At 66.8% G+C, this 25,942-nt stretch carries 29 protein-coding genes and 1 tRNA gene; 22 read left to right on the top strand and 8 right to left on the bottom strand.

Annotation, left to right across the window (positions count from 1 at the left end; genetic code table 11):
- The 3 genes from Q0379_RS02330 to Q0379_RS02320 all read right to left on the bottom strand — a co-directional run.
- A partial coding sequence (locus tag Q0379_RS02330) for a porphobilinogen synthase (protein ID WP_299003867.1) occupies positions 1-670 on the bottom strand: 670 nt, incomplete at its 3' end.
- 78 nt (positions 671-748) lie between these two features.
- Positions 749-2,248 (bottom strand): NAD(P)/FAD-dependent oxidoreductase, encoded by a 1,500-nt coding sequence (locus Q0379_RS02325; RefSeq protein ID WP_299003865.1) that lies wholly within the window; start codon positions 2,246-2,248, stop codon positions 749-751.
- Positions 2,249-2,383: 135 nt separating this feature from the next.
- Complete coding sequence (locus tag Q0379_RS02320) at positions 2,384-2,848, bottom strand: DUF2147 domain-containing protein (RefSeq protein ID WP_066686947.1); 465 nt, start codon at positions 2,846-2,848, stop codon at positions 2,384-2,386.
- 251 nt (positions 2,849-3,099) lie between these two features.
- On the opposite strand from Q0379_RS02320, the gene Q0379_RS02315 reads away from it, so the two are divergent.
- The 6 genes from Q0379_RS02315 (at position 3,100) to hemA (ending at position 9,151) form a co-directional block, all read left to right on the top strand.
- Complete coding sequence (locus tag Q0379_RS02315) at positions 3,100-4,245, top strand: isobutyryl-CoA dehydrogenase (RefSeq protein ID WP_299003862.1); 1,146 nt, start codon at positions 3,100-3,102, stop codon at positions 4,243-4,245.
- 7 nt (positions 4,246-4,252) lie between these two features.
- Positions 4,253-4,861, top strand: a complete 609-nt coding sequence (locus Q0379_RS02310) for a histidine phosphatase family protein (protein ID WP_299003860.1) — start codon at positions 4,253-4,255, stop codon at positions 4,859-4,861.
- A gap of 9 nt (positions 4,862-4,870) precedes the next feature.
- Positions 4,871-5,923 (top strand): enoyl-CoA hydratase/isomerase family protein, encoded by a 1,053-nt coding sequence (locus tag Q0379_RS02305; RefSeq protein WP_299003858.1) that lies wholly within the window; start codon positions 4,871-4,873, stop codon positions 5,921-5,923.
- A 58-nt stretch (positions 5,924-5,981) separates the two neighbouring features.
- Entirely contained in the window at positions 5,982-6,785 is an 804-nt protein-coding gene (locus Q0379_RS02300; RefSeq protein WP_299003856.1) for a class I SAM-dependent methyltransferase, read from the top strand.
- Between the two features lie 68 nt (positions 6,786-6,853).
- Positions 6,854-7,750: a 3-hydroxyisobutyrate dehydrogenase gene (gene mmsB / locus Q0379_RS02295; protein WP_299003854.1), complete on the top strand. Its 897-nt coding sequence runs from the start codon at positions 6,854-6,856 to the stop codon at positions 7,748-7,750.
- A 174-nt stretch (positions 7,751-7,924) separates the two neighbouring features.
- Entirely contained in the window at positions 7,925-9,151 is a 1,227-nt protein-coding gene (gene hemA / locus Q0379_RS02290) for a 5-aminolevulinate synthase (RefSeq protein WP_299003852.1), read from the top strand.
- A 116-nt stretch (positions 9,152-9,267) separates the two neighbouring features.
- Here the strand turns inward: hemA and Q0379_RS02285 are convergent, their stop codons facing one another.
- Positions 9,268-9,714: a MucR family transcriptional regulator gene (locus Q0379_RS02285; protein WP_099539075.1), complete on the bottom strand. Its 447-nt coding sequence runs from the start codon at positions 9,712-9,714 to the stop codon at positions 9,268-9,270.
- 164 nt (positions 9,715-9,878) lie between these two features.
- Between Q0379_RS02285 and glyA the strand changes: the two genes are divergently transcribed.
- The 7 genes from glyA (at position 9,879) to Q0379_RS02250 (ending at position 16,606) form a co-directional block, all read left to right on the top strand.
- Positions 9,879-11,165 (top strand): serine hydroxymethyltransferase, encoded by a 1,287-nt coding sequence (gene glyA, locus Q0379_RS02280; protein WP_299003847.1) that lies wholly within the window; start codon positions 9,879-9,881, stop codon positions 11,163-11,165.
- Between the two features lie 32 nt (positions 11,166-11,197).
- Positions 11,198-11,671 (top strand): transcriptional regulator NrdR, encoded by a 474-nt coding sequence (gene nrdR / locus Q0379_RS02275; RefSeq protein WP_066686918.1) that lies wholly within the window; start codon positions 11,198-11,200, stop codon positions 11,669-11,671.
- Between the two features lie 61 nt (positions 11,672-11,732).
- On the top strand, positions 11,733-12,197 hold the full coding sequence (gene ribH, locus Q0379_RS02270; RefSeq protein ID WP_299003844.1) for a 6,7-dimethyl-8-ribityllumazine synthase: 465 nt from the start codon (positions 11,733-11,735) through the stop codon (positions 12,195-12,197).
- Positions 12,194-12,643, top strand: a complete 450-nt coding sequence (nusB, locus tag Q0379_RS02265; RefSeq protein WP_066686908.1) for a transcription antitermination factor NusB — start codon at positions 12,194-12,196, stop codon at positions 12,641-12,643. The genes ribH and nusB overlap by 4 nt, the downstream gene beginning before the upstream one ends.
- The gene (thiL, locus tag Q0379_RS02260; protein WP_299003842.1) at positions 12,603-13,661 is read left to right on the top strand and encodes a thiamine-phosphate kinase; all 1,059 of its coding nucleotides are present in this window, start codon (positions 12,603-12,605) and stop codon (positions 13,659-13,661) included. The genes nusB and thiL overlap by 41 nt, the downstream gene beginning before the upstream one ends.
- 56 nt (positions 13,662-13,717) lie before the next feature.
- Positions 13,718-14,209: a hypothetical protein gene (locus Q0379_RS02255; RefSeq protein WP_299003840.1), complete on the top strand. Its 492-nt coding sequence runs from the start codon at positions 13,718-13,720 to the stop codon at positions 14,207-14,209.
- Between the two features lie 258 nt (positions 14,210-14,467).
- Positions 14,468-16,606: a sodium-translocating pyrophosphatase gene (locus tag Q0379_RS02250; protein WP_299003838.1), complete on the top strand. Its 2,139-nt coding sequence runs from the start codon at positions 14,468-14,470 to the stop codon at positions 16,604-16,606.
- Positions 16,607-16,673: 67 nt separating this feature from the next.
- Here the strand turns inward: Q0379_RS02250 and Q0379_RS02245 are convergent, their stop codons facing one another.
- A complete protein-coding gene (locus Q0379_RS02245; protein WP_299003836.1) occupies positions 16,674-17,228 on the bottom strand; it encodes a response regulator in 555 nt (184 codons plus the stop codon).
- A gap of 253 nt (positions 17,229-17,481) precedes the next feature.
- Positions 17,482-17,967, bottom strand: coding sequence for an outer membrane protein assembly factor BamE (locus Q0379_RS02240; RefSeq protein WP_299003834.1), 486 nt, complete (start codon positions 17,965-17,967; stop codon positions 17,482-17,484).
- 120 nt (positions 17,968-18,087) lie between these two features.
- Between Q0379_RS02240 and Q0379_RS02235 the strand changes: the two genes are divergently transcribed.
- The 7 genes from Q0379_RS02235 to Q0379_RS02205 all read left to right on the top strand — a co-directional run bounded on the left by Q0379_RS02235 (position 18,088) and on the right by Q0379_RS02205 (position 22,395).
- Positions 18,088-18,618 carry a ubiquinol-cytochrome C chaperone family protein gene (locus tag Q0379_RS02235; protein WP_299003832.1) on the top strand — a complete coding sequence of 177 codons (531 nt, stop codon included), beginning with the start codon at positions 18,088-18,090 and terminating at the stop codon, positions 18,616-18,618.
- Entirely contained in the window at positions 18,603-19,142 is a 540-nt protein-coding gene (locus Q0379_RS02230) for a DUF177 domain-containing protein (protein ID WP_299003830.1), read from the top strand. The genes Q0379_RS02235 and Q0379_RS02230 overlap by 16 nt, the downstream gene beginning before the upstream one ends.
- 95 nt (positions 19,143-19,237) lie before the next feature.
- Positions 19,238-20,323, top strand: a complete 1,086-nt coding sequence (gene plsX, locus Q0379_RS02225; protein ID WP_299003828.1) for a phosphate acyltransferase PlsX — start codon at positions 19,238-19,240, stop codon at positions 20,321-20,323.
- Positions 20,320-21,297, top strand: a complete 978-nt coding sequence (locus Q0379_RS02220; RefSeq protein ID WP_299003826.1) for a beta-ketoacyl-ACP synthase III — start codon at positions 20,320-20,322, stop codon at positions 21,295-21,297. The genes plsX and Q0379_RS02220 overlap by 4 nt, the downstream gene beginning before the upstream one ends.
- A 199-nt stretch (positions 21,298-21,496) precedes the next feature.
- Positions 21,497-21,799 (top strand): integration host factor subunit alpha, encoded by a 303-nt coding sequence (locus Q0379_RS02215; RefSeq protein ID WP_066686891.1) that lies wholly within the window; start codon positions 21,497-21,499, stop codon positions 21,797-21,799.
- A gap of 10 nt (positions 21,800-21,809) precedes the next feature.
- Complete coding sequence (locus Q0379_RS02210) at positions 21,810-22,235, top strand: MerR family transcriptional regulator (RefSeq protein WP_066686889.1); 426 nt, start codon at positions 21,810-21,812, stop codon at positions 22,233-22,235.
- Between the two features lie 83 nt (positions 22,236-22,318).
- Positions 22,319-22,395 (top strand) — tRNA-Pro (locus Q0379_RS02205).
- 77 nt (positions 22,396-22,472) lie between these two features.
- Here the strand turns inward: Q0379_RS02205 and Q0379_RS02200 are convergent.
- Both Q0379_RS02200 and Q0379_RS02195 read right to left on the bottom strand, forming a co-directional pair.
- Positions 22,473-22,706 carry a DUF2842 domain-containing protein gene (locus Q0379_RS02200; protein WP_299003869.1) on the bottom strand — a complete coding sequence of 78 codons (234 nt, stop codon included), beginning with the start codon at positions 22,704-22,706 and terminating at the stop codon, positions 22,473-22,475.
- Positions 22,697-22,948 carry a GlsB/YeaQ/YmgE family stress response membrane protein gene (locus Q0379_RS02195; protein ID WP_299003822.1) on the bottom strand — a complete coding sequence of 84 codons (252 nt, stop codon included), beginning with the start codon at positions 22,946-22,948 and terminating at the stop codon, positions 22,697-22,699. The genes Q0379_RS02200 and Q0379_RS02195 overlap by 10 nt, the downstream gene beginning before the upstream one ends.
- A gap of 141 nt (positions 22,949-23,089) precedes the next feature.
- Between Q0379_RS02195 and Q0379_RS02190 the strand changes: the two genes are divergently transcribed.
- A complete protein-coding gene (locus Q0379_RS02190) occupies positions 23,090-24,121 on the top strand; it encodes a COX15/CtaA family protein (protein WP_299003820.1) in 1,032 nt (343 codons plus the stop codon).
- 78 nt (positions 24,122-24,199) lie between these two features.
- Positions 24,200-25,702, top strand: a complete 1,503-nt coding sequence (locus tag Q0379_RS02185; protein ID WP_299003818.1) for an alkaline phosphatase — start codon at positions 24,200-24,202, stop codon at positions 25,700-25,702.
- Positions 25,703-25,942 lie beyond the last annotated feature (240 nt).

Below are 25,942 nucleotides of genomic sequence, written 5' to 3'. Positions count from 1 at the left end.
GGCCGGCGGACAGCTTGGCCGAGCCGATGGCGTCGCGGTACGGGCCGTAGAAGGCCGAGGCGTACTTGGCGGCGTAGGACATGATCATCACGTCCTGGTGGTTGGCGCCTTCTAGCGCCGCGCGCAGCTTGCCGATGCGGCCGTCCATCATGTCGGACGGCGCGAGGATATCGGCGCCGGCTTCGGCCTGCATCAGGCCCTGTTCGATCAGGCGATCGATGGTGGGGTCGTTGAGAATCTTGCCGCCTTCGACCACGCCGTCGTGGCCGTGGTCGGTGAAGGGATCCAGCGCCACGTCGCACATGATCCCGACCTCGGGGGCGGCGTCTTTCATGGCCTTGACGGCGCGCGGGATGACGCCGTCCGGATCGGCGGCGATCGAGCCCGCCGCGTCCTTCCGCGCGCCGTCGATGTGCGGGAAGATGGCGATGGCCGGGATGCCGAGATCGCGGGCCCGGACGGCGGCCTTGGCGGCCTCCTTGACCGACAAACGCTCGACGCCCGGCATGGAGGCCACGGGGATGGTCCCTTCGCCCTCGTGCACCACCATCGACCAGATCAGGTCGGACGGTCGGACCTCGCTCTCGCGGACGAGGCGGCGGACCCAGTCGGCCTGACGGACACGGCGCAGACGGGTGTGCGGGTAGGGGGCGAGGGGGGGCGTGGTCATGACGTTGATTTGGACCGCGCCGCTCGTCGAGGCAAGACGGGCGGCCCCTTAAGGCCGCCCTCCGCCCGGATCAGGCGATCACGAATAGCGGAACGCCGGGTCGGCGAGGTCGATCTGCGGGAAGATCTCCTTCTCGGCCCAATAGTCCTGGGTGTGGCGCCACTCCGGCTTGTCGCCGGCCTTGGGCAGCAGATGCATGTTGCGCATCAGGTAGCCGGGATTGAAGTCCTCGGGATCGATCCAATTGCCGATCTTCATGTCCTTGTCCTCGGGGCGCAGCGCGACCTCGACCTGCTTCTTGCCGGTCTTTTCCATGTGGGCCAGCAGGCGGCAGACGAAGTCGCCGATCATGTCGGCGCGCAGGGTCCAGCTGGCGCGGAAGTAGCCGAACACCCAGACCAGGTTCGGCACGCCGGTGAACATCATGCCGCGATAGGTGACGGTGTCGGCGAAATCGAGCGGCTTGCCGTCGATCTCGAAGGCGATGTCGCCCAGCACGCTGAGATCAAAGCCCGTGGCGGTGACGATGACGTCGGCCTCCAGCTCCTGGCCAGACTTCAGCCGCAGGCCCTTTTCGGTGAAGCGCTCGATCTCGTCGGTGACCACCGAGGCCTTGCCCGAAGCGATGCCCTGGAAGAGGTCGCCATCGGGCACGAAGGCGATCCGCTGCCGCCAGGGGCGGTAGCGCGGCGTGAAGTGCTTGGCGATGTCGAAGTCCTCGCCGAGGAACATCTTCACGCCCTCGAGCAGCTCCGCCTTCACCGCGTCGGACTCTTCGATGGCGCGGCGCGTGAACGCGTGCTGGTCGAACAGCACCTTGCGGCGGACGATTTCGTGGATCCAGCTTTCGTCGATCTGCAGCTGGCGCAGGATGTCGGCCAGCTCGTTCTCGTTGCGGCCGGGCACGAAATAGGTCGGCGAGCGCTGCAGAAGCGTAACGTGAGCGCAGTCGCCGGCGATGTTTGGAACCAGGGTCGCGGCCGTGGCGCCCGAGCCGATGACGACGACCTTCTTGCCCTTCAGGTCCAGGTCCTTGGGCCAGGTCTGCGGGTGGACGATGCGGCCCTGGTAACGGTCCATGTCCGGCCACTCGGGCGTGTAGCCGACCGAATGCCGGTAATAGCCCTGGCACATCCAGAGGAAGTTCGTCGTGTAGGTCTCGACGCCGTCGGGACCCGAGACGGTCAGCGTCCACACCTTGTCCTGGCTGGACCAGACCGCGTTGGTGATGCGGCGGCGATAGCGGATGTGGCGCGCCAGATCGTTCTCGTCGATCACCTCGCCCATGTAGCTGAGGATCTCGCCGGCCGTGGCGATCGGCGGTCCGACCCAGGGCTTGAAGCGGTAGCCGAAGGTGTAGAGGTCGCTGTCCGAGCGGATGCCGGGATAGGTGTGGGTCAGCCAGGTGCCGCCGAAGCTCTCCAGCGCCTCTAGCACCACGAAGCGTGTTCCGGGCCTCTGATGCGTCAGGTGATAGGCGCCGCCGACCCCGGATATGCCGGCGCCCACGATAATGACGTCGAAATGTTCGCTGGCCGCGCCGCGCGCGGTCCTTTGAAGCGTCGCCGCTTCGTCCATGCTCGTTCCTCCCGTGCCAGCCGTCGCGCGGCCTGGATCGCTTGGCGCCTCTGTCGGACGCTCAAGTGATCACTGTACACTTAGAGGTTCGCGCGGCTCTTGCGCTGAATCAAGCGAAAGCGGCGAGCGCGTGTTTTAGGGAGCCGCGCGCGAGGCCAGGACCGCGGGGCTGTCGATGCGGGTCCACAGCTGCGACTTGCACAGGAAGTTGCCGATCACGCAGCCCTTGGCGCGCATGGTCTTGGTGTCGACGATGTCGGCGGTGCCGACCAGCGTGACCTTCAGGGTGGGGACCCAGACGCGACCCTTCAGCGAGCCGTTGTTCTGGGCTTCGAAGTCGCGCAGCAGCTGCTTGCCGATCAGGGTGTCCGTGCCCGACTTGCGCGCGTCGGCTTCGGCCTTGGGGCTGGCCCAGACGACGACGCCGCAGGTGCTGGGGCCGCAGTCCTTGATCTCCAGGTGCACGCTGTTCTTCGGATTGCGCCAGACGCCATAGCTGCGCGAGATGTCGCCGCCGTCGGCCGCGTGGGCCGAAGCGGTGATGACGGTCATTCCCAGGGCCGCCGCCAGGGCGGCCTTAACGAACTTCACGAAACGCATGGTCTTGGGTGCAATTTTAACGTTGAGAACGGTCAGACTCGAAGATCGCCATTTGGGCTGAATGCGTATCGTTATCAAGGGGTGTGGCCCAATTGCCGATTCAAGTCGTGTAACGGAGGATTTCAGGTCACACCCTCCGCAAGCCGGCGAAACGTTCCGACGCCTGGCGCCGAGCGTGATTGACAGCCGTCCGTCGGCGCCGCAGTCAGGCGAAAAGAAGTGAGGGCCGTTCTGCCCCGATCGGGAGGAAGTTGCGCATGGATTTCGCGCTGAACGAGGATCAGGTCGCAATCCAGGATGCGGCGCGCGCGTTCGCCGAGGGACAGCTTGCCCCACATTCGGCTGAATGGGACGAGAACAAGCACTTCCCCGTCGATGTCCTGCGCCAAGCGGCCGAGCTGGGCTTCGCCGGCATCTATGTGAACGAGGACGTCGGCGGCAGCGGCCTGTCGCGCCTGGACGCTTCGATCATTTTCGAGGCGCTCAGCTACGGCGACGTGCCGGTGGCGGCCTATCTGACCATTCACAACATGGCCTCGTGGATGATCGACCGCTTCGGCTCGGACGACCTGCGCCGGCGCTACCTGCCGCGCCTCACGTCGATGGAGCTGATCGCCAGCTACTGCCTGACCGAGCCGGGCTCGGGCTCGGACGCCGCGGCGATGCGCACGACGGCCAAGCTGGACGGCGACCACTATGTCTTGGACGGCGGCAAGGCGTTCATCTCCGGCGGCGGCGTCTCGGACGTCTATGTCGTGATGGCGCGCACGGGCGGGGACGGCGCCAAGGGCGTCTCGGCCTTCGTGGTGGAGAAGGGAACGCCGGGCCTCAGCTTCGGGGCCAACGAGCGCAAGATGGGCTGGAACGCCCAGCCGACCGCCCAGGTGAACTTCGACAACTGCCGGGTGCCGGTGGAGAACCGCATCGGCCAGGAAGGCGAGGGCTTTCGCTTCGCCATGATGGGCCTGGACGGCGGGCGTCTGAACATCGCCTCGTGCTCCCTGGGCGGCGCCCAGTTCGCGCTCGACACGGCCAAGGCTTATCTTGAGACCCGCAACCAGTTCGGCCGGCCGCTGAAGGACTTCCAGGCCCTGCAGTTCAAGCTGGCCGACATGGCCACCGAGCTGGAGGCCGCCCGCCTGATGGTGCGTCGCGCGGCCCATGCGCTGGACAGCAAGCATCCCGAAGCCACCAAGCTGTGCGCCATGGCCAAGCGCTTCGCCACCGACGCCGGCTTCCAGGTCGCCAATGACGCCTTGCAGCTGCACGGCGGCTACGGCTACCTCCAGGACTATCCGCTGGAGCGCATCGTGCGCGACCTGCGGGTGCATCAGATCCTGGAAGGGACCAACGAGATCATGCGCGTCATCATCGCCCGCGAGATGTTCCGCCAGTGAGCGTCGGATGATCTATCTCTGCCGCCACGGCCAGACCTTCCACAATCGCGAAGGCCGCCTGCAGGGGCGGACGGAGTCGGACCTGACCCCGCTGGGCCAGGCGCAAGCGCGGGCCATGGCGGCGTTGGTGGACGATCTCGTCCCGCCGGCCGAGCGAGCGCCTTGGCGGCTGGTCGCCAGCCCGCTGCGCCGGGCGCGCCACACCGCCGAGGCGATTGGCGCGCGCCTGGGGCTTGCCGTCGAACTGGACGAGCGTCTGGTCGAGATCGACGTCGGCGAATGGTCCGGGCGGCTGCGCGAAGAGGTGAGGGGCGAGCACCCGCATCTGCGCGGCGACGACGCCTGGGGCTTCCACGCGCCGGGCGGCGAGACCTACGAGGTCATGACGGCGCGCCTTGGCGGCTGGCTGGCGGAGCAGGCCGCCGAGCCGGAGCGTCGCCTGATCGTGGTCAGCCATGGCGTCGCCGGCCGACTGCTGCGCGGTCTCTATGCCGGGCTCTCCAAGGAAGAGACCCTGCGCCAGGACATTCCGCAGGACGCGATCTTCCGTCTCGCCGGAGGCCGGATCGCGCGTATCGACTGCGCGCCGGTCGCCGAATCTGTCGAACTCGCCTGAAAGCCATCCATGACCGACGAACCCGAAGTCCTGATCCGCGTCGAGAAGAACGTCGGCCGCATCACCCTCAATCGCCCCAAGGCGCTGCACGCCCTGACGCTGGGCATGTGCGAGACGATGATCGGGGCGCTGCTGGACTGGCGGGAAGACCCGGAAATCTACATGGTCCTGATCGACCATGCGGGCGAGCGGGGTTTCTGCGCCGGCGGCGACATCCGTATGCTGGCCGAAAGCGGGGCCAAGGACGGCGTCGAGGCTCGGAAGTTCTTCCACACCGAGTACCAGCTGAACCACCTGCTGTTCACCTACGATACGCCGGTCGTGGCCATCATGGACGGGGTGGTGATGGGCGGCGGGGTCGGGATCTCGATGCCGGCCCACGTCCGCATCGCCACCGAGCGCACGACCTTCGCCATGCCCGAGACCGGCATCGGCCTGTTCCCCGACGTCGGCGGCGGCTGGTACCTGCCGCGCCTGCCCGGCAAGGCGGGGCTGTGGCTGGCCCTGACCGGCGCGCGGATCAAGGGCGCGGACTGCATGCGCCTTGGGATCGCCACCCACTTCGTGGAGTTCGGCGCGATCGAGGGGCTGAAGAAGGCGATCGTCGCCGATCCGCGCCGCATCGACGAAACCCTCCGCAAGTACCGCGCCGACGCCGGCAAGGCCGCGCTGCTGGGCTTCGAGCAGGACCTGAACCGCCTGTTCGTCGGCGACAGCGTCGAGGAGATTGTTGAATTTCTGACCCTCGACTCCAGCGATTGGGGCAAGGCCCAGCTGGAGGTCATGAAGACCAAGTCGCCACAGACGATGAAGGTCGCCTTCGAGCAGCTGAAGCGCGGCGCGGCCATGAGCGACTTCGCCGACAACATGGCCATGGAGTACCGGATCGGCTCGCGCGTCGTGCGCAAGCATGACTTCATCGAGGGCGTGCGGGCCGTGATCATCGACAAGGACAATGCTCCGCGGTGGAATCCGGCGCGCCTTGAGGACGTCACCGACGCCATGCTCGACGAGATTTTCGCGAGCCTGCCGGCGGACGAGGAATGGACGCCGCTGACGTAGGCTGCCGGGTGCGCTAACGTGTCGCACAACGATAAAGTGCCGGTTTGGAAGGATCGCCATGCGTAAGCCGCTTCTCAGTCTCGTCGCCGTGCTCGGCCTCGCCGCCTGCGCCACGCAGCCGATGCTGGGACCGCCGCCGCCGCCGCCTTCCGGCCCGGCTTCCGTTTCCATCCCGGCCAACATCGCCGCGGCGCTCAGCGATCCGTCGCGCCCCGCCGCCGACATGGTGCGCGACGAGGCCCGCCATCCGGGCGAGGTCCTGGCCTTCGCCGGCGTTAAGCCGGGCGCCAAGGTCGCCGACCTGATCCCGGGCGGCGGCTATTTCACGCGGATCTTCTCGAAGGCCGTGGGGCCCAGGGGCAAGGTCTACGCCTATGTGCCCGACGAGCTGACCAAGCTGGCCAAGCGCGAGCCGGCGGTCAACGCCATCGCCCGCGATCCGGCCTATTCGAACGTGACGGTGATCCTGAACACGCTGCCGAACTTCTCCGCGCCCGAGAAGCTGGACCTGGTGTTCACGGCCCAGAACTATCACGACATGCACGACAAATTCATGGGGCCGGCCGACCTGTCGGTCGTGAACCGCCAGATCTTCAAGGCCCTGAAGCCGGGCGGCGTCTACATGGTCATCGACCATTCGGCCGAGCCGGGCTCGGGCCTGCGCAACACCGAAGACCTGCACCGCATCGACTCGGCGGTGGTGAAGTCGGAAGTGACGGCGGCGGGCTTCATCTTCGAAGGCGAGAGCAAGGTGCTGCGTGATCCCGCCGATCCCCGCAAGGCCAATGTCTACGACCCGTCGATCCGCGGGAAGACCGACCAGTTCGTCTACAAGTTCCGCAAGCCCGCCTCGGCGCGCTGACGGACGCAAGCCATAACCATAAGAGCCGCGCCCAACGAGGCGCGGTTCGTCTTTGCAGGGAGTAGCGGATGACCCGCGTCGCGTTCATCGGGCTGGGCAACATGGGCGGCGGCATGGCCGCCAACCAGGCGGGCGCCGGACATCAGGTTCGCGCCTTCGACCTGTCGGCGGACGCCCTGGCGCGCGCGACGACCGCCGGCTGCCAGGCCGCGACCTCGGTCGCCGAGGCGGTCGCGGACGCCGAGGTGGTGATCACCATGCTGCCCGCCGGTCCGCACGTGCGGTCGGTCTATGGCGAGCAGGTCTTCAAGAGCGCGCCGAAGTCCGCCCTGCTGGTCGATTGTTCGACGATCGACGTCGAGACCGCGCGCGATGTGGCGCGTCAGGCGGCGGAGGCGGGCTTCCGCTTCGCCGACGCGCCGGTTTCTGGCGGGGTGATGGCGGCCGAGGCGGGGACCCTGGCCTTCATGGTCGGTTGCGACGAAGCCGATTTCGCCGCGGTCGAGGCGGCGCTGGAGCCGATGTCCCGGGCGACCATCCGGGCCGGTGATCACGGGGCGGGGCAGGCGGCCAAGATCTGCAACAACATGCTGCTGGGGATCTCGATGCTGGGCGTCTGCGAAGCCTTCGCCCTGGCCGAGAAGCTGGGTCTGGCCGCGGATCGCTTCTTCGACATCGCCAGCAAGTCTTCCGGGCAGTGCTGGTCGCTCAGCACCTATTGTCCCGTGCCCGGCGTCGGCCCCGAGACCCCGGCCGATCGCGGCTATGAGGGCGGATTCGCCACGGCGATGATGCTGAAGGACCTGAAGCTGGCCCAGGGCGCGGCCGCCCAGGTCGGGGCGTCGACGCCGATGGGCGCCCAGGCCGAGGCGCTGTACGCGCTGTTCGCCGCCAACGGGTTTGGCGGCAAGGACTTCTCGGCGGTGATTCAGCTTTTGCGGGGCAGGTTGGACAAATTGACCTGATGCGTTCCGAGCGACAAAAGCGCACAGAGCTTACAGAGAGTTAGCGGCGCGGATCGGGTATTTCTATTTGCTAGGTAAACGCCCGTAGATGGACACGCGTGGCGCTTGGTGCGAAAAGCCCAGCCTGTAATCAAGGGGACCGCCGACCCATCGGCCGCCGGTTTAGAGATCGCAATGGACTACAAAGCCGCGTTCCGCAGCGCCGTCGACCAGATCCGCGACGAGGGCCGTTACCGGGTTTTCGCCGACCTGAAGCGCCAGCGCGGCCAGTTTCCGCGCGCCACCTGGACCCGCGAGGACGGCTCGGAACGCGAAGTCGTGGTCTGGTGCAGCAACGACTATCTCGGCCAAGGCCAGAACCCCGTCGTGCTGGAAGCCATGAAGGACGCGGTCGACGCGCACGGCTCCGGCTCGGGCGGCACCCGCAACATCTCGGGCACCAATCACGACCACGTCCTGCTTGAGCAGGAACTGGCGGATCTGCACGGCAAGGAAGCCGGCCTGCTGTTCACCTCGGGCTACGTCTCGAACGAGGCGGCCCTGTCGGTCGTCCAGAAGATCCTGCCCGGTCTGATCATCTTCTCGGACGAGCTGAACCACGCCTCGATGATCGCCGGCATTCGCAACGGCGGCGGTCCGCGCAAGATCTTCAAGCACAACGACCTGGCGCATCTGGAAGAGCTGCTGGCGGCCGCCCCGGCCGACGCGCCCAAGCTGATCGCCTTCGAAAGCGTCTATTCGATGGACGGCGACATCGCCGACATCGCCGGCACGATCGCGCTGGCCAAGAAGTACGGCGCCATGACCTATCTGGACGAAGTCCACGCGGTCGGCATGTACGGCCCGCGCGGCGGCGGCGTCGCCGAGCGCGAAGGCCTGATGGGCGACATCGACATCATCGAAGGCACGCTGGGCAAGGCGTTCGGCGTGATGGGCGGCTATATCACCGGCGACACCGAGGTGATCGACGCCATCCGCCTGATGGCCGCCGGCTTCATCTTCACGACCTCGCTGCCGCCGGCCCTGGTGGCTGGCGCCCTGGCCAGCGTCCGCTGGTTGAAGCAGCATCCGGAAGTGCGCGAGATCCACCAGGAGCGCGCCGCGACCCTGAAGGCGATGTTCCGCGCCGCCGGTCTGCCGGTGATGGACAGCGAGAGCCACATCGTCCCGGTGCTGGTCGGCGATCCCGTCCACTGCAAGATGATCAGCGACATGCTGCTGGCCGATCACGGCGTCTATGTGCAGCCGATCAACTATCCGACCGTTCCGCGCGGCACCGAGCGCCTGCGCTTTACGCCCACGCCGTTCCACACCGACGAGATGATGCGCAAGCTGGTCGCTTCGATGGAAAAGCTGTGGGCCCACTGCAATGTCGCCCGCATGGGCGGCCACGCGGCCTAAGGACTAGAGCCAACTTCAACTTCGACCGAACACCACATCGTCGAAACGAAAAACGCCGCCGGAGTCCGGCGGCGTTCGCGTGCCTCAAAGGCGTCCAGAAAGAAGCTTGGGGCCGCTTAGCTGCCGCGCCGCACGCCCTTGCCCAGGCCGATCTTCTTGGCGAAGTCCGAGCGCCGCGCGGCATAGGCCGGCGCCACCATCGGATAGTCGGGCGGCAAGCCCCACTTGCGACGGTACTCCTCCGGGCTCATGTCGTAGTGCGAGCGCAGGTAGCGCTTGAGCATCTTCAGCTTCTTCCCGTCCTCCAGGCAGACGATGTAATCGTGCTGCACGGAGCGGCCCACCGGCACCGCCGGCTTGGCCTTCTCGACCGGACGCGGCGGCTCGCCGCCGTTGTTCAACGACGTCAGCGCGTCGTGCACCGTCCGGATCAGCTCGGGAATGGCCGTCTGGGACACGGTGTTCTGGCTTACATAGGCCGCCACGATTTCCGCGCTGAGGCCCAGGATGTCGAGGCTATTTGTGCTGGCCGTGTCCGAAGTGCCGCCGCCCTGAGACGCCATGAGATATCCCACTCTCGTTGCTGTCGTTGTTATGTCGCAGGGGGACGGAGCCGCCCTGCAGGACTGCAACGCACAGCTTCGCGTGTGGTTCCAAGATTGATTGCCGCGCCTATCTCGTTAAAGAGGGCGCCTCTGCCGACTCCCCGCAGCGCCAGGAGAGCGTGATGACTGAAGCCAACCTCAGCGCCTTTTTCGGCGCGGACCTCGCAACCGCCGACCGTGACATCTTCGATCGTATCGGTCGCGAACTGGATCGGCAGCAGAACCAGATCGAGCTGATCGCCTCGGAGAACATCGTCTCCAAGGCCATCCTCGAGGCCCAGGGCTCGATCCTGACCAACAAGTACGCCGAGGGCTATCCCGGCAAGCGCTATTACGGCGGCTGCGAATATGTCGACGAGATCGAGACCATCGCCATCGAACGCGCCAAGGCGCTGTTCGGCGCCGGTTTCGCCAACGTCCAGCCGCACTCGGGCTCGCAGGCCAACCAGGCGGTGTTCATGGCCCTGCTGCAGCCGGGCGACACGTTCCTGGGCATGGACCTGGCGGCCGGCGGCCACCTGACCCACGGCTCGCCCGCCAACCAGTCGGGCAAGTGGTTCAAGCCGATCTCCTATTCGGTGCGTCAGCAGGACCAGCTGATCGACTATGACAGCGTGGCCGAGATCGCCCAGCGCGAGAAGCCCAAGCTGATCATCGCCGGCGGCAGCGCCTATAGTCGCGAGATCGACTTCGCCAAGTTCCGCCAGATCGCCGACTCGATCGGCGCCTATCTGATGGTCGACATGGCCCACTATGCGGGCCTGATCGCCGGCGGCGCCTATCCGAGCCCGATCCCGCACGCCCATGTCGTGACCACCACCACGCACAAGACCCTGCGCGGTCCGCGCGGCGGCATGATCCTCACCAACGACGAAGCGATCATCAAGAAGGTCAATTCGGCCGTCTTCCCGGGCCTGCAAGGCGGTCCGCTGGAGCACGTGATCGCCGCCAAGGCCGTGGCGTTCGGCGAGGCGCTGCAGCCGTCGTTCAAGGCCTACGCCAAGCAGGTCGTCGCCAACGCCCGCGCGCTGTCGGAAGCCCTGCTGAAGTCGGGCGTCAACATCGTCTCGGGTGGCACCGACAGCCACCTGATGCTGGTCGACCTGCGTCCCAAGGGCGTGACCGGCCGCGACGCCGAGCACAGCCTCGAGCGCGCCCACATGACCTGCAACAAGAACGGCGTGCCGTTCGACACCGCGCCGTTCACGGTCACCTCGGGCATCCGCCTGGGCACGCCGGCCGGCACGACGCGCGGCTTCAAGGAAGCCGAGTTCACCCGCGTCGGCGAACTGATCGGCGAAGTGGTCAACGGCCTGGCCGCCAACGGCCCCGATGGCAACGCCGCGGTCGAGGCCAAGGTGCGCGAGGAAGTGCTGACCTTGACGGGCCGCTTCCCGATCTACAACTAATATGGTCTAGGCGCCGCGGGAGGGGCCACATCATGCGCTGCCCCTTCTGCGGACACGCCGAAAGCCAGGTCAAGGACAGCCGCCCGTCGGAAGACGGGGCGGCGATCCGTCGTCGCCGGATGTGCCCGGAGTGCGGCGGCCGCTTCACGACCTTCGAACGGGTTCAGCTGCGCGAGCTGATCATTTTGAAGCGGTCGGGCCGGCGCTCGCCCTTCGATCGCGACAAGCTTGTGCGCTCAATCACCCTGGCGATGCAGAAGCGCCCGGTGGACCCGGAACGGGTAGAGCGGATGATCAACGGCATCGTTCGCCAGCTGGAAAGCATGGGCGAGACCGAGCTTCCGTCCTCGACGGTCGGCGAAATGGTCATGAAGGCGTTGAAATCCCTCGATGACGTGGCCTATGTCCGCTACGCCTCGGTCTATCGCGATTTCAAGGAAACCGGCGACTTCGCCAAGTTCCTCACGGAAGAGGGACTGAGCGACGGCGTCGAGGAAGAGCTATAGTCCGTTAAGCCTAATGTGTGTTTCTGGTCGCGCGCGACGCGGCCGTGGAGAGTCGAGCTAGATGGTTGAAGACAACATCCGCCTGTTGATCGTGGAGGGCCGAAGCCATTCGGGCGTCTCCGACGAGCTGCTGCGCGGTGCCGCCCAGGCGATCGAAGCCTATGGCGCGGAATACGACGTGATCACGGTTTCCAGCGCGCTTCAGATCCCGACGGCCATCGCCCTGGCGGAAGACGCCGGCCAAGGCCCGGTGGGCCGACGCTATGACGGCTATGTCGCCCTGGGCTGCGTGATCCGCGGCGAGACCTACCATTTCGAGCTCGTTTCCAACGAGACCGCCCGCGGTCTGCAGGACCTGGGCATCGGGCGCCGCCTGCCGATCGGTTTCGGCGTGCTGGCCGTCGATGACGAGCAGCAAGCCTGGGCGCGCGCCAAGGTCAGCGAAGGCGATCGCGGCGGCGCGGCCGCCAAGGCCTGCCTGGAGACCATCGCGCTGAAACGCCAGCTTCTGGGGCGCGGCAGATGAGCGCACCCCGCACCCAACCGCGCTCGGTCGCGCGCCTGGCGGCCGTGCAGGCCCTCTATCAGATGGAAGTCTCGGGGGCCGGCGTCGACTCGGTCATCCGTGAATTCTCCGAGCATCGCTTCGACCGCGACGTCGAGGGCGAGCGCCTCGCGCAGGCCGACGAAACCTTCTTCGCCGAGCTGGCTAAGGGCGTTGTGGCCCATCAGGCCAAGGTGGATCAGGGAATCGTCAAGCGCCTGGCCTCGGGCTGGCGGCTCGAGCGCCTGGACGCCACGGCGCGCGCCGTTCTGCGCGCCGGCGCCTACGAATTGATGTATCGGCCGGACGTTCCGACCGAAGTCGTCATCAATGAGTATGTCGAGATAGCGAAATCCTTTTTTGAGGGTCCTGAGTCAGGCTTCATCAATGGCGCCCTCGACGCGATCGCCCGTGATGCAAGAGACTGACGAAGAAGACTGGTTCGCTGAAGACGAGGCGCCATCCACAGCGGTGGCGCCCGCGACCGAATTCGACCATATCGAACGCTTGCTGCGTCCGCTGACGCGCGGCGATCCGGCCGCGTTGGATCTGTTGGACGACGCGGCCGTGCTGCCGTCGCGTCCTGGCTATGACCTGGTGATCACCAAGGACGCCATGGTCGGCGGCGTGCATTTCCTGGTCGACGAGTCGCTGGACATGGTCGCGCGCAAGCTGCTGCGCACCAACCTCTCCGACCTCGCCGCCAAGGGCGCCGAGCCCTACGGCTATTTCTTGTCCGTCGGCTGGCCTTCGGGTTCGGACGTCACCTCGCGCGAGACCTTCGCCCGGGGGTTGGCGGAAGATGGGGCGCTCTTCGACATTTCGCTGCTGGGCGGCGACACGGTGACCACCTCGGGGCCGCTGGTGCTGTCGGCGACCCTGCTGGGCTGGGTTCCCCAGGGCGAGGCGATCCTGCGTCGGGGCGCCAAGCCGGGCGACAGGCTCATGGTGTCCGGCACGATCGGGGATGGCTGGCTGGGCCTGCTGGCCCAATGGGGCGAGGTCGCTGATCCTGACGGCGGGCTTCTTCGTCGTTATCGTCAGCCCGAGCCGCGCATCGGCCTTCGCGAGTCCATGCGCCAGCACGCCAAGGCCGCCGCCGACGTCTCCGACGGCCTGCTGGCCGACAGCAGCCACATCGCCAAGGCCAGCGGTTGCCGCGTGCGGGTCGATCTCGAACGCCTGCCGCTTTCGCCGGGCGGCCAGGCCTGGCTAGAGCTTCAGCCCGAGCAGGTCGAGGGGCGCATTTCCCTGGCCTCCGGCGGCGACGACTACGAGATCGTCTGCGCGGTCGATCCCAACGAGGCCTGGAACTTCCGCATCGCCGCCGCGGCGGCGGGCGTCAAGGTCAGCGAGATCGGCGAGTTCGTCGAAGGCGAGGGCGTCTCGGCCTACTACAAGGGCCGTGACGTGACCCCGTCGCGTCTGGGCTGGCTGCACGGCTAGCACTCGCTCCGAGCGCCGGTAGGGGAATATCAAGCCCCGCTTGCTAGAAGCGGGGCATGAGCCCGACCTTTTCACGCCGATTTCTGCTGAGCCTCGCCGCCGTCGCGGTGACAAGCGGGCCGGCGCTCGCCCGATCCGAGAAGAAGAAGGAAGGGGAGGAGCAGGCGCTCGACCCGACCTACAAGCTTGGCTCGATGACGATCCCGATCATCGCCAACGGCCGGATCGTGAACTACGTCTTCGTGGCCCTCACGCTCAGGCTGACCTCGGGCACCGAAGTCGAGAGCTTCAAGGCTCAGGAGCCGGCGTTGCGTGACGCCATCATGCGAGCGTCCTATCGAACGCCTTTCGTCCGGCCGGACACCTGGCAAGAAGTCGACGGTCCCCGTCTCCAAGCCTTTGTCCTCGCCCAATGCGCGACCCTGTTCGGCAAGGGGAAGGTCGCGGCCGTGGACATCGCCAAGCAGGTGCCGCGTCAGCACGTGATGCCACCGAACGCCGCCGCCGTGCGCGCGCTGCAGCGAAAGTCGGACACGCCCAACCCCTAAACGCTTCGCGGTGACGCTCGGAGCGCCCGGAATCGCTTGCGCCAACGCGGGTTGCGCGCCTCCCGGGCATCTGACAGTGTCCTTCGCATGACGCCGTTCGGCCGTCATTTTCAGGGAGAACGAGGGGGCACGAGGCCAAAAAGGCCCGCCTGTCGACCTCGACGGCGATTGAGTCGACTTGTTTGAGTTGGCTCAAGGTCGCCGCCGGCGGATCGGCGTCCCCTCGTTGCAAAGAAGCGCGAAGGGGCGAAGAACCTAATGAGTCTTTGGCTTTATCTGGCCATCGGGGCCGGGCTTCTGGCGGTGCTGTACGGCGCCGTGCAGACGGCCAGTCTGATGCGGGCCTCGGCCGGCAATGCACGCATGCAGGAGATCGCCGCGGCGATCCAGGAGGGCGCTCAAGCCTATCTGCGGCGACAATATCTCACCATCTCGATCGTCGGCGCGGTCATCCTGGTCGCCGTCTACCTGCTGATCGGCCCGTGGGCCGCGCTCGGCTTCCTGGTCGGCGCGGTGCTGTCGGGCGCGGCGGGCTTCGCCGGCATGCTGATCTCGGTCCGGGCCAACGTCCGCACCGCCCAGGCCTCGTCCGAAGGCCTCGCCAAGGGCCTGTCGCTGGCCTTCACCTCGGGCGCGGTCACCGGCATGCTGGTGGCGGGCTTCGCCCTGCTGGGCGTGGCCGGCTACTACTGGGTGCTGACCGACGTCCTGGGTCTTGAGCCGACGGGCCGAGGCGTCGTCGACGCGCTGGTGGCCCTGGGCTTCGGCGCCTCGCTGATCTCGATCTTCGCCCGTCTCGGCGGCGGCATCTTCACCAAGGGCGCCGACGTGGGCGGCGATCTGGTGGGCAAGGTCGAGGCCGGCATCCCGGAAGATGACCCCCGCAACGCCGCGACCATCGCCGACAATGTCGGCGACAATGTTGGCGACTGCGCCGGCATGGCCGCCGACCTGTTCGAGACCTACGCCGTGACCACGGTCGCGACCATGGTGCTGGCGGCGATCTTCTTCCGCGGCCACGAGGCCGTGGGCGCGATGATGCTGCTGCCGCTGGCCATCTGCGCGGTCTGCATCGTCACCTCGATCATCGGCGCGTTCTTCGTCCGCCTGGGCAAGAGCCAGAACATCATGGGCGCGCTGTACAAGGGCCTGATCGTGACCGGCGTGCTGTCGATCCCGGCGGTCTGGTACGTGCTGCACCAGCTGGTCCCGGTTCCGGTCGTGACGGAAGCCCGGACCTACACCGCCGATGGCCTGTTCTATTGCGGCCTGGTCGGCCTGGCCGTCACCGCCGCCATCGTGATGATCACCGAGTACTACACCGGCACGAACTTCCGTCCGGTGAAGTCGGTGGCCCAGGCTTCGGTCTCGGGTCACGGCACCAACGTGATCCAGGGCTTGGCCATGTCGCTGGAAGCCACGGCGCTGCCCGCGCTGACCATCATCGTCGGCATCGTGGTCACCTATAATCTGGCCGGCCTGTTCGGCATCGCGATCGCCACCACGACTATGCTGTCGCTGGCCGGCTTCATCGTCGCGCTGGACGCCTTCGGCCCGGTCACCGACAACGCCGGCGGCATCGCCGAGATGGCGGGCCTGCCGCCGGAAGTCCGCGTCACCACCGACGCCCTGGACGCGGTCGGCAACACCACCAAGGCCGTGACCAAGGGCTACGCCATCGGTTCGGCGGGTCTCGGCGCCCTGGTGCTGTTCGCTGCCTATACCGAAGACCTGAAGTTTTTCTCGGCCAATGCGACGCCGGGCAGCTTCTTCGACGGCATGGGCCCGGTGACCTTCGACCTGTCGAACCCGTACGTCGTGGTCGGTCTGCTGTTTGGCGGCCTGCTGCCGTTCCTGTTCGGCGGCATGTCGATGACCGCCGTCGGTCGCGCGGCCGAGTCGGTCGTCGCCGAGGTGCGCCGTCAGTTCCGCGAGAACCCGGGCATCATGACGGGCGAGGTGAAGCCGGAATACGGCCGCGCCGTCGACATCCTGACCAAGGCCGCCATCCGCGAGATGATCGTGCCCAGCCTGCTGCCGGTTGTCTCGCCGGTGGTGCTGTTCTTCGTGATCAACGCCATCGCCGGCAAGGTCGACGCCTTCGCGGCGCTCGGCGCCATGCTGATGGGCGTCATCGTCACCGGCCTGTTCGTCGCTATCTCGATGACCAGCGGCGGCGGCGCCTGGGACAACGCCAAGAAGGTGATCGAGGAGGGCTTCACCGACAAGAACGGCGTCCTGCACAAGAAGGGCGGCGACACCCACAAGGCGGCCGTCACCGGCGACACCGTCGGCGACCCCTACAAGGACACCTCGGGGCCCGCCGTGAACCCGATGATCAAGATCACCAACATCGTGGCCCTGCTGCTGCTGGCGGTCTTGGCCCACGGCGGCTGATCGCGAGAAGCGCCTGAAATGGAAACGCCCCGGAGGAGACTCCGGGGCGTTTTCTCATTCGGGCCGATCAGTAGACGTCTTCGGGATCCATCTCGGCGAGAGCGTCCTGGACCCTTGGAATCACGTCAATCGGCACCTCGCCCCGGCGGTCCACGCCGACGAAGTCGTGATCGATCCGCCGGCGACGGCAGGGACCGAAATACGCCTTGGCCTGCACGAAGGGGCGGGGGTTGTTGATGATCTCGTTGATGCGATGCATCACCGTCCGCGCCGTCAGGGGCTTGGCCAGGAACTCGGTCACCCCGGCCATGCGCGCCTCGTTCAAGGTTCGCTGCGTGGCGTGGCCGGTCATCATGATGATGGGAACGAAGCGATTGGGGCTGGCGGTCGAGGTGCGGGCCCATTTGACGAACGCCAGGCCATCGACCGGGTGCATCACCAGGTCGGTGAAGATGATGTCGATCTCTTTCGACTGAAAGATCCGAAGGGCTCCCAGGCCATCGTCGGCTTCGTAGATCTTCCGGACGCCCGCCGACTTCAGGATGGTGGTGATCACCCTGCGCATATTGGCGTTGTCGTCGATCAGCAGGACGGACAGCGCACGAAGATCTGTTGTTTCCACAGCGCGCCTCCTCAGCTTCCGTGAATTCGCTGGCGCGCCGCTTGCGCGTCATCAGAATTCGAGGATCGCCCAAACTGGGTTTATGGAGTGTTTAGGGCGCGACAATATGTCTCAAGAAGGATGGTCAATTTTGAATTCATAGTAAATCGTCCGCCGTTTGGTTGTGGCGATTCTCGAATACTGTCTGGGCGCATAAGAAAAGCCGCCCACCTTGCGGCGGGCGGCTTTCGTAAAGCTTTGTCTTGGTCGAATGTTAACGACGGTCGCCAGGGCGTTGGCCGGGGGCCTCGTCGTCTTGCGGAAGCATGCCGCCGCGACCGACGTTGCCGAGCAGCTGTTCCAGGATCGTCATCTCGCGACCGCGGGTCGGCGTCTCGCGACCGTTGTAGGCGATGACCTTGCCGTCCTTCAGCGTGTAGGTGTTCACCGAGGCGACCTTCTCGTCGGCCGGATTGAACTTGATCGCCACGACGTCGCGCTTGATCACGCGCGGATAGTAGAAGGCCACCCGGTCGGTCGTCTGGGAGATGTAGTACCAGGTGTTGTTGTCGAAGGTCGAAACGGCCGACGGCGAACCCAGCTTTTCCATCAAGGTCGACTTGCTGTCCTCGCCGACCTTCATGTCGGCGGGCTTGGCTTCGATGGCCTGGAAGCCGGAATAGCTCGTCAGCGGCGTACAGGCCGAAGTGGCGAGAGCCAGGGCTAGGACGGCGGCGGCGAAAACGGCGGGGCGAGACATCAAGGCTCCGAACCGGAAAAATGCAGACTTTGACCTATCGCCCGCGGGAGCTTAGTTCAATGCCCGCGTGAAAGCGGACCCCGCGTCTAGCGGGATGTCGCGGCGAAATCGAGGCGTTTCATGTTTCTGGATCGATGGCTAAAGCCCAGGCCCGCCAAGGCGGCGGGAGCCAAGCTCTACGCATCGGCCGTGGCGCAGGCCCGTTCGCCGGCTTTCTACCGGGATTTCGGCGTCCGCGACTCGATGGAGGGTCGCTTCGAGCTGTTCAGCCTGCACGTGATCTTCCTGATCGAACGGCTGAAAGGGCAGGGCGACGCCGCGGCGGAGACCTCCCAGGCGGTGTTCGATTCTTATGTGAAGGGGCTCGACGACGCTTTTCGCGAGATCGGGGTGGCCGACACCGCGGTCGGCAAGAAGATGAAGAAGCTGGCCGGCGCCTTCTACGGCCGGCTGAAGACCTATGATGAGGCCGCCGCCAGCCTGCCGGACGAGACCGCGACTCGCGACTTCCTGGCCCGCACCGCGTTTGAGGAGCGGGGCGAGGGCGACGTCGCCGCCTTGGGCGCCTATCTGATCAAGACGCGCGCGGCGCTGGCGGACCAGCCGCTGGACGCCCTGCTGCAAGGAGACGTGACTTGGCCGAACCCGTGACCGCGCCCTGGCCCTGCGAGATTCCGCTGTCCCAGGTCGATCGTGGCGCCGTGAAGCTGCGCCTGGAGCCCAGCGCCGAACAACGCCAGGCGATCGCCAAGCAGTTGGGCCTCGTCAGCTTGGAGGCGCTTTCGGCCGAGGTGTTCCTGACGTCGTGGCTGGACGGCGCCGAGATCTCGGGCGTCCTGCGCGCGCGGGTCGTCCAGACCTGCAGCGCGACGGCCGACGACTTCGAGACGCCGATCGACGCCCGCTTCAGCCTCCGCGTCCTGCCCGCCAACAGCGAGAACGCCCCGCAGGAGGAGTTCGGCGACCTGGGCGCCGACCCCGATGGCGATGATCCGCCCGACGTGCTGGAAGGCCAGGTCGTGGACGTGTCCGGCTACGTCGTCGAGCACCTGGCGCTGGAGCTGGATCCGTTCCCGCGCAAGCCCGGCGCGGTGTTCGTCCAGCCGCCCGAACCGGTGGAATTGTCCCCGTTCGCGGCCCTGAAGGGGCTGAATTTGAAGGGTGAAGAGGGCTAAAAGCCCCGACTCGACTGCTTGCGTGATATTCACGCGGATGTATCGTCCGCCGCCTTGAGGGCGGCCGGACCGCCTGCCGGAGCTCTCAGCGCCACGTGACTCAATCCGTCGTCATCTCGATCGACGCCATGGGCGGCGATCACGGCCCCTCGATCATCGTGCCCGGCGTCGCGCTCGCGGCCCAGGCGCTACCGGGCGTGCGCTTCCTGCTGCACGGCGATGGCGCGGCCATCGAGGCCGAGCTGGCCAAATGCCCGGCCGCCAAGGCTGTCAGCGAGGTCCGTCACTGCGACAAGGCCATCAGCATGGACGAGAAGCCCGCCCAGGCCATGCGCCGGGGCAAGGGCTCCAGCCTGTGGAACGCGATCGAGGCGCTGCGCGAGAACGAAGCGCACGCCTGCGTCTCGGCCGGCAACACCGGCGCCCTGATGGCGATCTCCAAGCTGATCCTGCGCATGGGCGCGGGGCTGGAACGTCCGGCCATCGTCGCCAATTGGCCGACCATGAAGGGCGTCACCGCGGTGCTGGATGTCGGCGCCAATGTCGAGAGCGACGCGGCTCAGCTGGTCGAATTCGCGATCATGGGCGCGGCGTTCCACCACGCGGTCCACGGCTCGCACCGGCCGACCGTGGGTCTGCTGAACGTCGGCTCCGAGGAGCAGAAGGGCCACGAGGAGGTGCGCGAGGCGCACGCCATCCTGCGCGAGACCAAGCTCGACTTCGACTATCACGGCTTCGTCGAGGGCAACGACATCGCTTACGGCACCGTGGACGTCGTCGTCACCGACGGCTTCACCGGCAACGTGGCCCTGAAGACCGCCGAGGGCCTGGCGCGGTTCTTCTCCAACGAGATCAAGTCCACCCTGACCTCGACGCCGCTGGCCATGCTGGGCGCGGCCGTGGCTTCGGGCGCGCTGAAGAAGATGCGCCAGCGTCTCGATCCGGGCCGGGTGAACGGCGGGCCGCTGCTGGGCCTCAACGGAATCGTGGTCAAGAGCCACGGCGGCGCGGACGCGGGCGGCTTCGCCTCGGCGATCCGGGTCGCGACCAACCTCGCGCGCAGCGATTTCCGCGCCGAGATCGACAGAAATCTGAAGCGCCTGACCGCCGCCGCGGCCAAGGACGAGGCCTCCGGCAAGGAGCCTGATCCCGGCGTTGATCCCCAGGGAGCGGCCGAGTGAGCGTAGTTCGTAGCGTAGTGACCGGCGTCGGCGCCTATCTGCCGCCCAAGATCGTGACCAATGACGATCTGGCCAAGTTCGTCGACACCAGCGACGAGTGGATCGTCGAGCGGACCGGCATCCGCCAGCGCCACCAGGCGGCCGACGACCAGCCGGTCTCTGACCTCGCGGTCGAGGCGGCCAAGGAAGCGCTCGCCGCCGCCGGCAAGACCGCCGCCGACGTCGACCTGATCATCGTCGCCACCACGACGGCCGACCTGACCTTCCCGGCGGTCGCCACCATCGTTCAGCGCAAGCTGGGCGCGCCGGTCGGGATCGCCTTCGACGTCCAGGCCGTCTGCTCGGGTTTCGTCTACGCCCTGAGCGTCGCCGACGGCTTCGTCGCGCGCGGCAACGCCAAGTGCGCCCTGGTCATCGGCGCCGAGACCATGACCCGCCTGATGGACTGGAGCGATCGCGGCACCTGCGTGCTGTTCGGCGACGGCGCCGGCGCGGTGGTGCTGGAGCCCGGCGAAGGGCAGGGGACGACCGAGGACCGCGGCATGCTGGGCTTCGCCCTGCGCGCCGATGGGACCAAGCAGGAGCTGCTCTATGTCGACGGCGGGCCGTCGACGACGGGCACGGTCGGCAAGCTGCGGATGCTGGGCAATCAGGTCTTCAAGCACGCCGTGGTCAACATCTCCGAAGCGATCCGCGCCGCCGCCGACAAGGCCGGCGTGGCGGTCGCCGACGTCGACTGGTTCATCCCGCACCAGGCCAACCAGCGAATCCTCCAGGGCGTCGCCCATCGCTGCGGCATCGACGAGGAGAAGGTGATCTCGACGGTCGCCGTCCACGCCAACACCTCGGCCGCCTCGATCCCGCTGGCCTTCGCCGAGGGCGTCAAGGACGGTCGGATCAAGAAGGGCGACCTGCTGTTACTGGAGGCCATGGGCGGCGGTCTGACCTGGGGCGCCTGCGTTCTGCGCCTTTGACGCGCATCATGGCGCAAGCCTCGAATATGGCATGAACTGTTGACCTTGAGCCTTTGACTTCACGCGATAATCACGGCATGAGGTCATCGGTGGGCGAGGGCGTGGCTGGTTGAGGGCGGCCGCATCAAGCTCTTGTTCGCCGCGAGTGCTCTATCGGAGGTGGTCTACTGACCGCCAGGATACGCGTGAAGGGGGTTGCATGAAGGGCTCTACTTTGACCCGGGCCGACCTATGCGAGGCGGTCCACGAGGAGGTCGGCCTGACCCGTCAGGACTGCGCCGGCCTCGTCGAACGCACCCTGGATCTGGTGGCCGAAGCCCTGGAGAAGGGCGAGACGGTCAAGCTTTCCGGCTTCGGCGTCTTCCAGGTCCGCGCCAAGCGGGCTCGGATGGGGCGCAATCCCAAGACGGGCGAGCCCGCCGAGATCGAGCCGCGGCGCGTGATCGGCTTCCGCGCTTCCCAGGTCATGAAGGCGCGAATCGACCGCGCCTTGGGCGACTAGGATTCGTGCGGTGGCGAAGGGGCCGAACGCCTTCCGCACGATCTCCGAAGCCGCCGAGGAGCTGGGCGTGCCGCAGCACGTCCTGCGCTTCTGGGAGACCAAGTTCTCCTTCATTCGCCCCATGAAACGCGCCGGCGGACGGCGCTTCTATCGTCCGCAGGACGTAGCCGTGCTGAACGGCGTCCGCACCTTGCTCCACAGCGAAGGCCTGACCATCAAGGGCGTGCAGAAGCTGCATCGCGACCATGGCTTGGCGCAGGTGATCGCCGCGGGGCTGGGCTCCAACGGCTCGGCCAAGCTGGCGACCGACATCGATTATGGCGCGCTCGACCAAGGCGGTCGGCGTCTGGAGAGCGAGGCGCGCGAGCGCCTGGCTTTCATGTTGCGCGACCTCACCGAGGTCAAATCGCGACTGGACGGACTGCTGTCGCGCTAGGGCTGTTCGCGGTCCCGCGTTTTCCTCGGAAATGGCAGTTGCCCAACCCCGGACCGGCGCCTATAAGAGCGCCTCTTCCGCGTCGGAGCGTGGCGCAGCCTGGTAGCGCACTTGACTGGGGGTCAAGGGGTCGCAGGTTCGAATCCTGTCGCTCCGACCATTTCCTTCGGGAACAGCGGAAGCCGAAAGGGTCGCCGTAAGGCGGCCCTTTTTCATGTCCGCCAGGTTCAGGTCGGGCTACCTCACGACCGGCTTGTCGGCCTTGCCCATCCACGAGATCAGCGGAATCACGGGCAGGATCCAGCCCATGCCCAGCGCCACGAAGTAGACGAGGTGCACGAAGCGGTTCTGCGGCAGGTGGTCGTAGAGGCTGGTGAAAATCCAGATCCAGGCGAACAGAACGGCCATCACGGCGATCGAGCCGATCAGCTTTCGCAGACGGGCCGGAATGAGGGGAGCGCTCACGCGGATCTCCGGAAGAGGCCGAGCACGGCCAGGAACACGATGGCGCCCACGCTGGAGACCATCAGTTCGCCAACGAAGCCGCTGACGTGAAGATCGATGCGAGTCGCCACGAACGCTCCGATGAACGCCCCGATCACGCCGATCAAGAGCTTGATGAACAGGGAGTGGTGTCGGCCCAGCACGAAATCGGCGATCCAGCCGGCGATAATGCCGACGATCGCCGCCGCGAAGACGCCCGTGCCGCTCATCAAAGTCCTCCTGCGCGGCGCTTTGTGCCACGCGGCGCGCGGGTCGTCATGCGTAGGCATACAGACGTTGAAGCGCGCGTCCGGCGAGCGTAGGGAAGGTTCGGCCGCATTTCGGCCCAGAAGTGACGCTTTTCCGACTCCATGACGTCTTTCCTGCGTTCCGACCGTTCGCGTCCCGTAGCGATCTGGCTCTTCATCGTGGCCGCCATGGTGTTCGCCATGGTCGTCGTCGGCGGCGCGACGCGCCTGACCGACTCGGGGCTTTCGATCACCCAGTGGCAGCCGATCATGGGCGCCCTGCCGCCGATGTCGGACCAGGCCTGGCGCGAGAGTTTCGAGCTCTACAAGCAGATCCCCCAGTACCACCTGGTCAATCCGGACATGACGCTGAAAGGCTACAAGGGCATCTTCTGGTGGGAGTGGGCGCACCGCCTGCTGGGACGGACCGTCGGCGTCGCCTTCGCGATCCCGTTCATCGTCTTCCTGATCCGCCGCGACATCCCGCGCCGCCTGATCTGGCGCTGCGCCGTCATGCTGGGCCTGGGCGGCCTGCAGGGCCTCGTCGGCTGGTGGATGGTCTCCAGCGGCCTGTCCGAGCGGGTTTCGGTGGCGCCGGAACGCCTGATGACGCACCTGGGCCTGGCCCTGGCGCTGTTCGTGGTCCTGATCTGGACCGCCCTGGACGCCTGGAACGGCGCGCCGCGCGTCGAGGAGCGTTCGCCCTGGCGCGGCTGGGCGCTGGCCTTCCTGGGGGCGGTGTTCTTCCAGAGCCTGCTGGGCGCCTTGGTGGCCGGCAACGACGCGGGCCTGGTCTACAATGACTGGCCGCTGATGAACGGCCGCTTCTTCCCGGCCGACTATTTCGGCGCCGGCTTCTGGGGCACGATCGCGCACAGCCATGGCGCGGTGCAGCTGCATCATCGTCTGGTGGCCTACGCCCTGTTCGTCGCCGGGATCGCCATCGCGGTGATCGCTCGGCGTGACAGGCCCCTGGCGGCCGGCAGCAAGGCGATCGCGACGGCCCTGGCGGTGATTGTCGTCCTGCAGGCCTCGCTGGGCGTCTGGACCCTGATGGCGGCTGTACCGATCACCCTGGGCGTTCTGCACCAGGCCGGGGCGGCGGTGCTGCTGGCCGTGGCCACCGCCTTCGCCTGGCGGGTGCGACGCGCCTAAAGCGCGCTTCGTCGCCACCAACGGAAAAACTGTCACACGCCGGGAGCAAATCGGGCCGATTCCTCATGGAGCTTGGCCTTGATCCGCCCCTTCGTTCTCGCCCTCGTCGCGTCCGCCTCAATCTCGACCTTCGCCCACGCCCAGGTCGGCGGGTCCATGGCGGCCGTTAGCGCCGCCGATCCCTACTACAAGGCCGGCGAGGCCGCTCTGGCGCGACAGCTGGCGGTGGTCCCGAACACGGGCCGCGCCAAGAACGTCATCCTGTTCCTGGGCGACGGCATGGGCATTTCGACGGTCACGGCCGGCCGCATCTATGACGGCCAGCAGAAGGGCGTCGACGGCGAGTCCAATTCGCTGGTCTTCGAGAAGCTGTCCTACGCGGCGCTCTCCAAGACCTATAGCCACGACACCCAGGTCACCGACAGCGCCGCCGGCATCACGGCGATCATGACCGGCGTGAAGACGCGCAACAAGATCATCGGCCTGAACGGCGCGGCGATCGGCGAGAAGTGCGAGACCGAGAAGGGCAATGCCGTCCAGACCCTGGCCGAACTGGCCAAGGCCAACGGCAAGGCGGCCGGCGCGGTGACCACCACCCGCGTCACCCACGCCACGCCCGCCGGCGCCTACGCCCATACCGCCTATCGCGACTGGGAGGGCGACAGCGACATGCCCGTCGAGGCCATCCAGGGCGGTTGCAAGGACATCGCCCGGCAACTGGTCGAGGCGCCGGACGCCCTGCGCCTCGACGTCGTGATGGGCGGCGGCCGCTCGCGCTTCCTGCCTGAGGACAAGGACGGCAAGCGCGCCGACGGCCGCGACCTGACGGCCGAATGGCTGAAGGCCGAGGGCTCGGCTTCCGCCTATGTCACCACGGTCGACCAGCTGAAGGCGCTGCCCGCCGACACCAAGCACGTGCTGGGCCTGTTCGCCTCCGAGCACCTGCCTTACGAGGTCGAGCGTCCGGTGCTGGGGCAGGGCGTGCCGACCCTGGCCGAGATGGCGACCGCTGCGGTCGACGTGCTGTCCAAGAACCCGAACGGCTACTTCCTGATGGTCGAGGGCGGCAAGATCGACATGGGCAGCCACCTGGGCAACGCCAAGCGCACGCTCAGCGAGACGGTCGAGTTCTCCAAGGCCATCGACGCGGTGCTGGCCAAGGTCGACCTCAAGGACACCCTGGTCGTGGTCACCGCCGATCACAGCCATGGCTTGGTCATCTCGGGCTATGCGCCGCGCAACTCGCCGATCCTGGGCGTTTCGGGCAACGAGGGTGAGCCTGCGATCGCGGCTGACGGCAAGACCTACACGACCCTGATGTTCGCCACCGGCCCCGGCGGCCCTCTGGGCAGCGACACCCGCGCCGATCCGGCCAAGGAAGACCTGGACGACGTCGACTATCACCAGCAGGCCGTCGTGAACCTGCCCAGCGCCGCCCATGCGGGTGAGGACGTCGGCGTCTTCGCCGACGGCCCGCAGGCCTATCTGGTGCGCGGGGTGGTCGAGGAGAGCTACATCTTCCAGGTCATGCGTTATGCGTTCGGGTTTGACGACAAGGCGCTAGCCGCGAAGAAGCGCTGAGGGGCGCTGGGGCGCGAGCAAGCGCGGAAGACCTTTCTCCTCCCCCATCGGGGGAGGAGAGATGAACTACGAGCGTTCGCGGCGCTCTATGATCCGCGTATGCGGAATAGAACTCAGCGATTTCAACGACTTCCCACTTTTATGCGCCGCTCTGTGATCCGCGCTGAAACCGCGCGCACAATCAGAGCTGTCCCCGTCGCGGGGGAGGGCGCTTGGATCCGGCCCAACGGTCTGCTCGCA

Source organism: uncultured Caulobacter sp., from assembly GCF_937900395.1.
In the GTDB taxonomy this organism is placed as follows: domain Bacteria; phylum Pseudomonadota; class Alphaproteobacteria; order Caulobacterales; family Caulobacteraceae; genus Caulobacter.
This window is presented reverse-complemented; position numbering and strand designations above follow the sequence as displayed.

Excerpts from the sequence above, each read along its gene's own strand:
- Q0379_RS02190 (WP_299003820.1), top strand. The coding sequence starts at position 23,090 with ATGACGTCTTTCCTGCGTTCCGACCGTTCGCGTCCCGTAGCGATCTGG.
- Q0379_RS02320 (WP_066686947.1), bottom strand. The coding sequence starts at position 2,848 with ATGCGTTTCGTGAAGTTCGTTAAGGCCGCCCTGGCGGCGGCCCTGGGA.
- Q0379_RS02285 (WP_099539075.1), bottom strand. The coding sequence starts at position 9,714 with ATGGCGTCTCAGGGCGGCGGCACTTCGGACACGGCCAGCACAAATAGC.
- Q0379_RS02240 (WP_299003834.1), bottom strand. The coding sequence starts at position 17,967 with ATGTCTCGCCCCGCCGTTTTCGCCGCCGCCGTCCTAGCCCTGGCTCTC.
- glyA (WP_299003847.1), top strand. The coding sequence starts at position 9,879 with ATGACTGAAGCCAACCTCAGCGCCTTTTTCGGCGCGGACCTCGCAACC.
- Q0379_RS02325 (WP_299003865.1), bottom strand. The coding sequence starts at position 2,248 with ATGGACGAAGCGGCGACGCTTCAAAGGACCGCGCGCGGCGCGGCCAGC.
- nrdR (WP_066686918.1), top strand. The coding sequence starts at position 11,198 with ATGCGCTGCCCCTTCTGCGGACACGCCGAAAGCCAGGTCAAGGACAGC.
- nusB (WP_066686908.1), top strand. The coding sequence starts at position 12,194 with ATGAGCGCACCCCGCACCCAACCGCGCTCGGTCGCGCGCCTGGCGGCC.
- hemA (WP_299003852.1), top strand. The coding sequence starts at position 7,925 with ATGGACTACAAAGCCGCGTTCCGCAGCGCCGTCGACCAGATCCGCGAC.
- thiL (WP_299003842.1), top strand. The coding sequence starts at position 12,603 with ATGGCGCCCTCGACGCGATCGCCCGTGATGCAAGAGACTGACGAAGAA.
- Q0379_RS02250 (WP_299003838.1), top strand. The coding sequence starts at position 14,468 with ATGAGTCTTTGGCTTTATCTGGCCATCGGGGCCGGGCTTCTGGCGGTG.
- Q0379_RS02215 (WP_066686891.1), top strand. The coding sequence starts at position 21,497 with ATGAAGGGCTCTACTTTGACCCGGGCCGACCTATGCGAGGCGGTCCAC.
- Q0379_RS02305 (WP_299003858.1), top strand. The coding sequence starts at position 4,871 with ATGACCGACGAACCCGAAGTCCTGATCCGCGTCGAGAAGAACGTCGGC.
- Q0379_RS02195 (WP_299003822.1), bottom strand. The coding sequence starts at position 22,948 with ATGAGCGGCACGGGCGTCTTCGCGGCGGCGATCGTCGGCATTATCGCC.
- Q0379_RS02235 (WP_299003832.1), top strand. The coding sequence starts at position 18,088 with ATGTTTCTGGATCGATGGCTAAAGCCCAGGCCCGCCAAGGCGGCGGGA.
- Q0379_RS02310 (WP_299003860.1), top strand. The coding sequence starts at position 4,253 with ATGATCTATCTCTGCCGCCACGGCCAGACCTTCCACAATCGCGAAGGC.
- Q0379_RS02300 (WP_299003856.1), top strand. The coding sequence starts at position 5,982 with ATGCGTAAGCCGCTTCTCAGTCTCGTCGCCGTGCTCGGCCTCGCCGCC.
- mmsB (WP_299003854.1), top strand. The coding sequence starts at position 6,854 with ATGACCCGCGTCGCGTTCATCGGGCTGGGCAACATGGGCGGCGGCATG.
- ribH (WP_299003844.1), top strand. The coding sequence starts at position 11,733 with ATGGTTGAAGACAACATCCGCCTGTTGATCGTGGAGGGCCGAAGCCAT.
- Q0379_RS02255 (WP_299003840.1), top strand. The coding sequence starts at position 13,718 with ATGAGCCCGACCTTTTCACGCCGATTTCTGCTGAGCCTCGCCGCCGTC.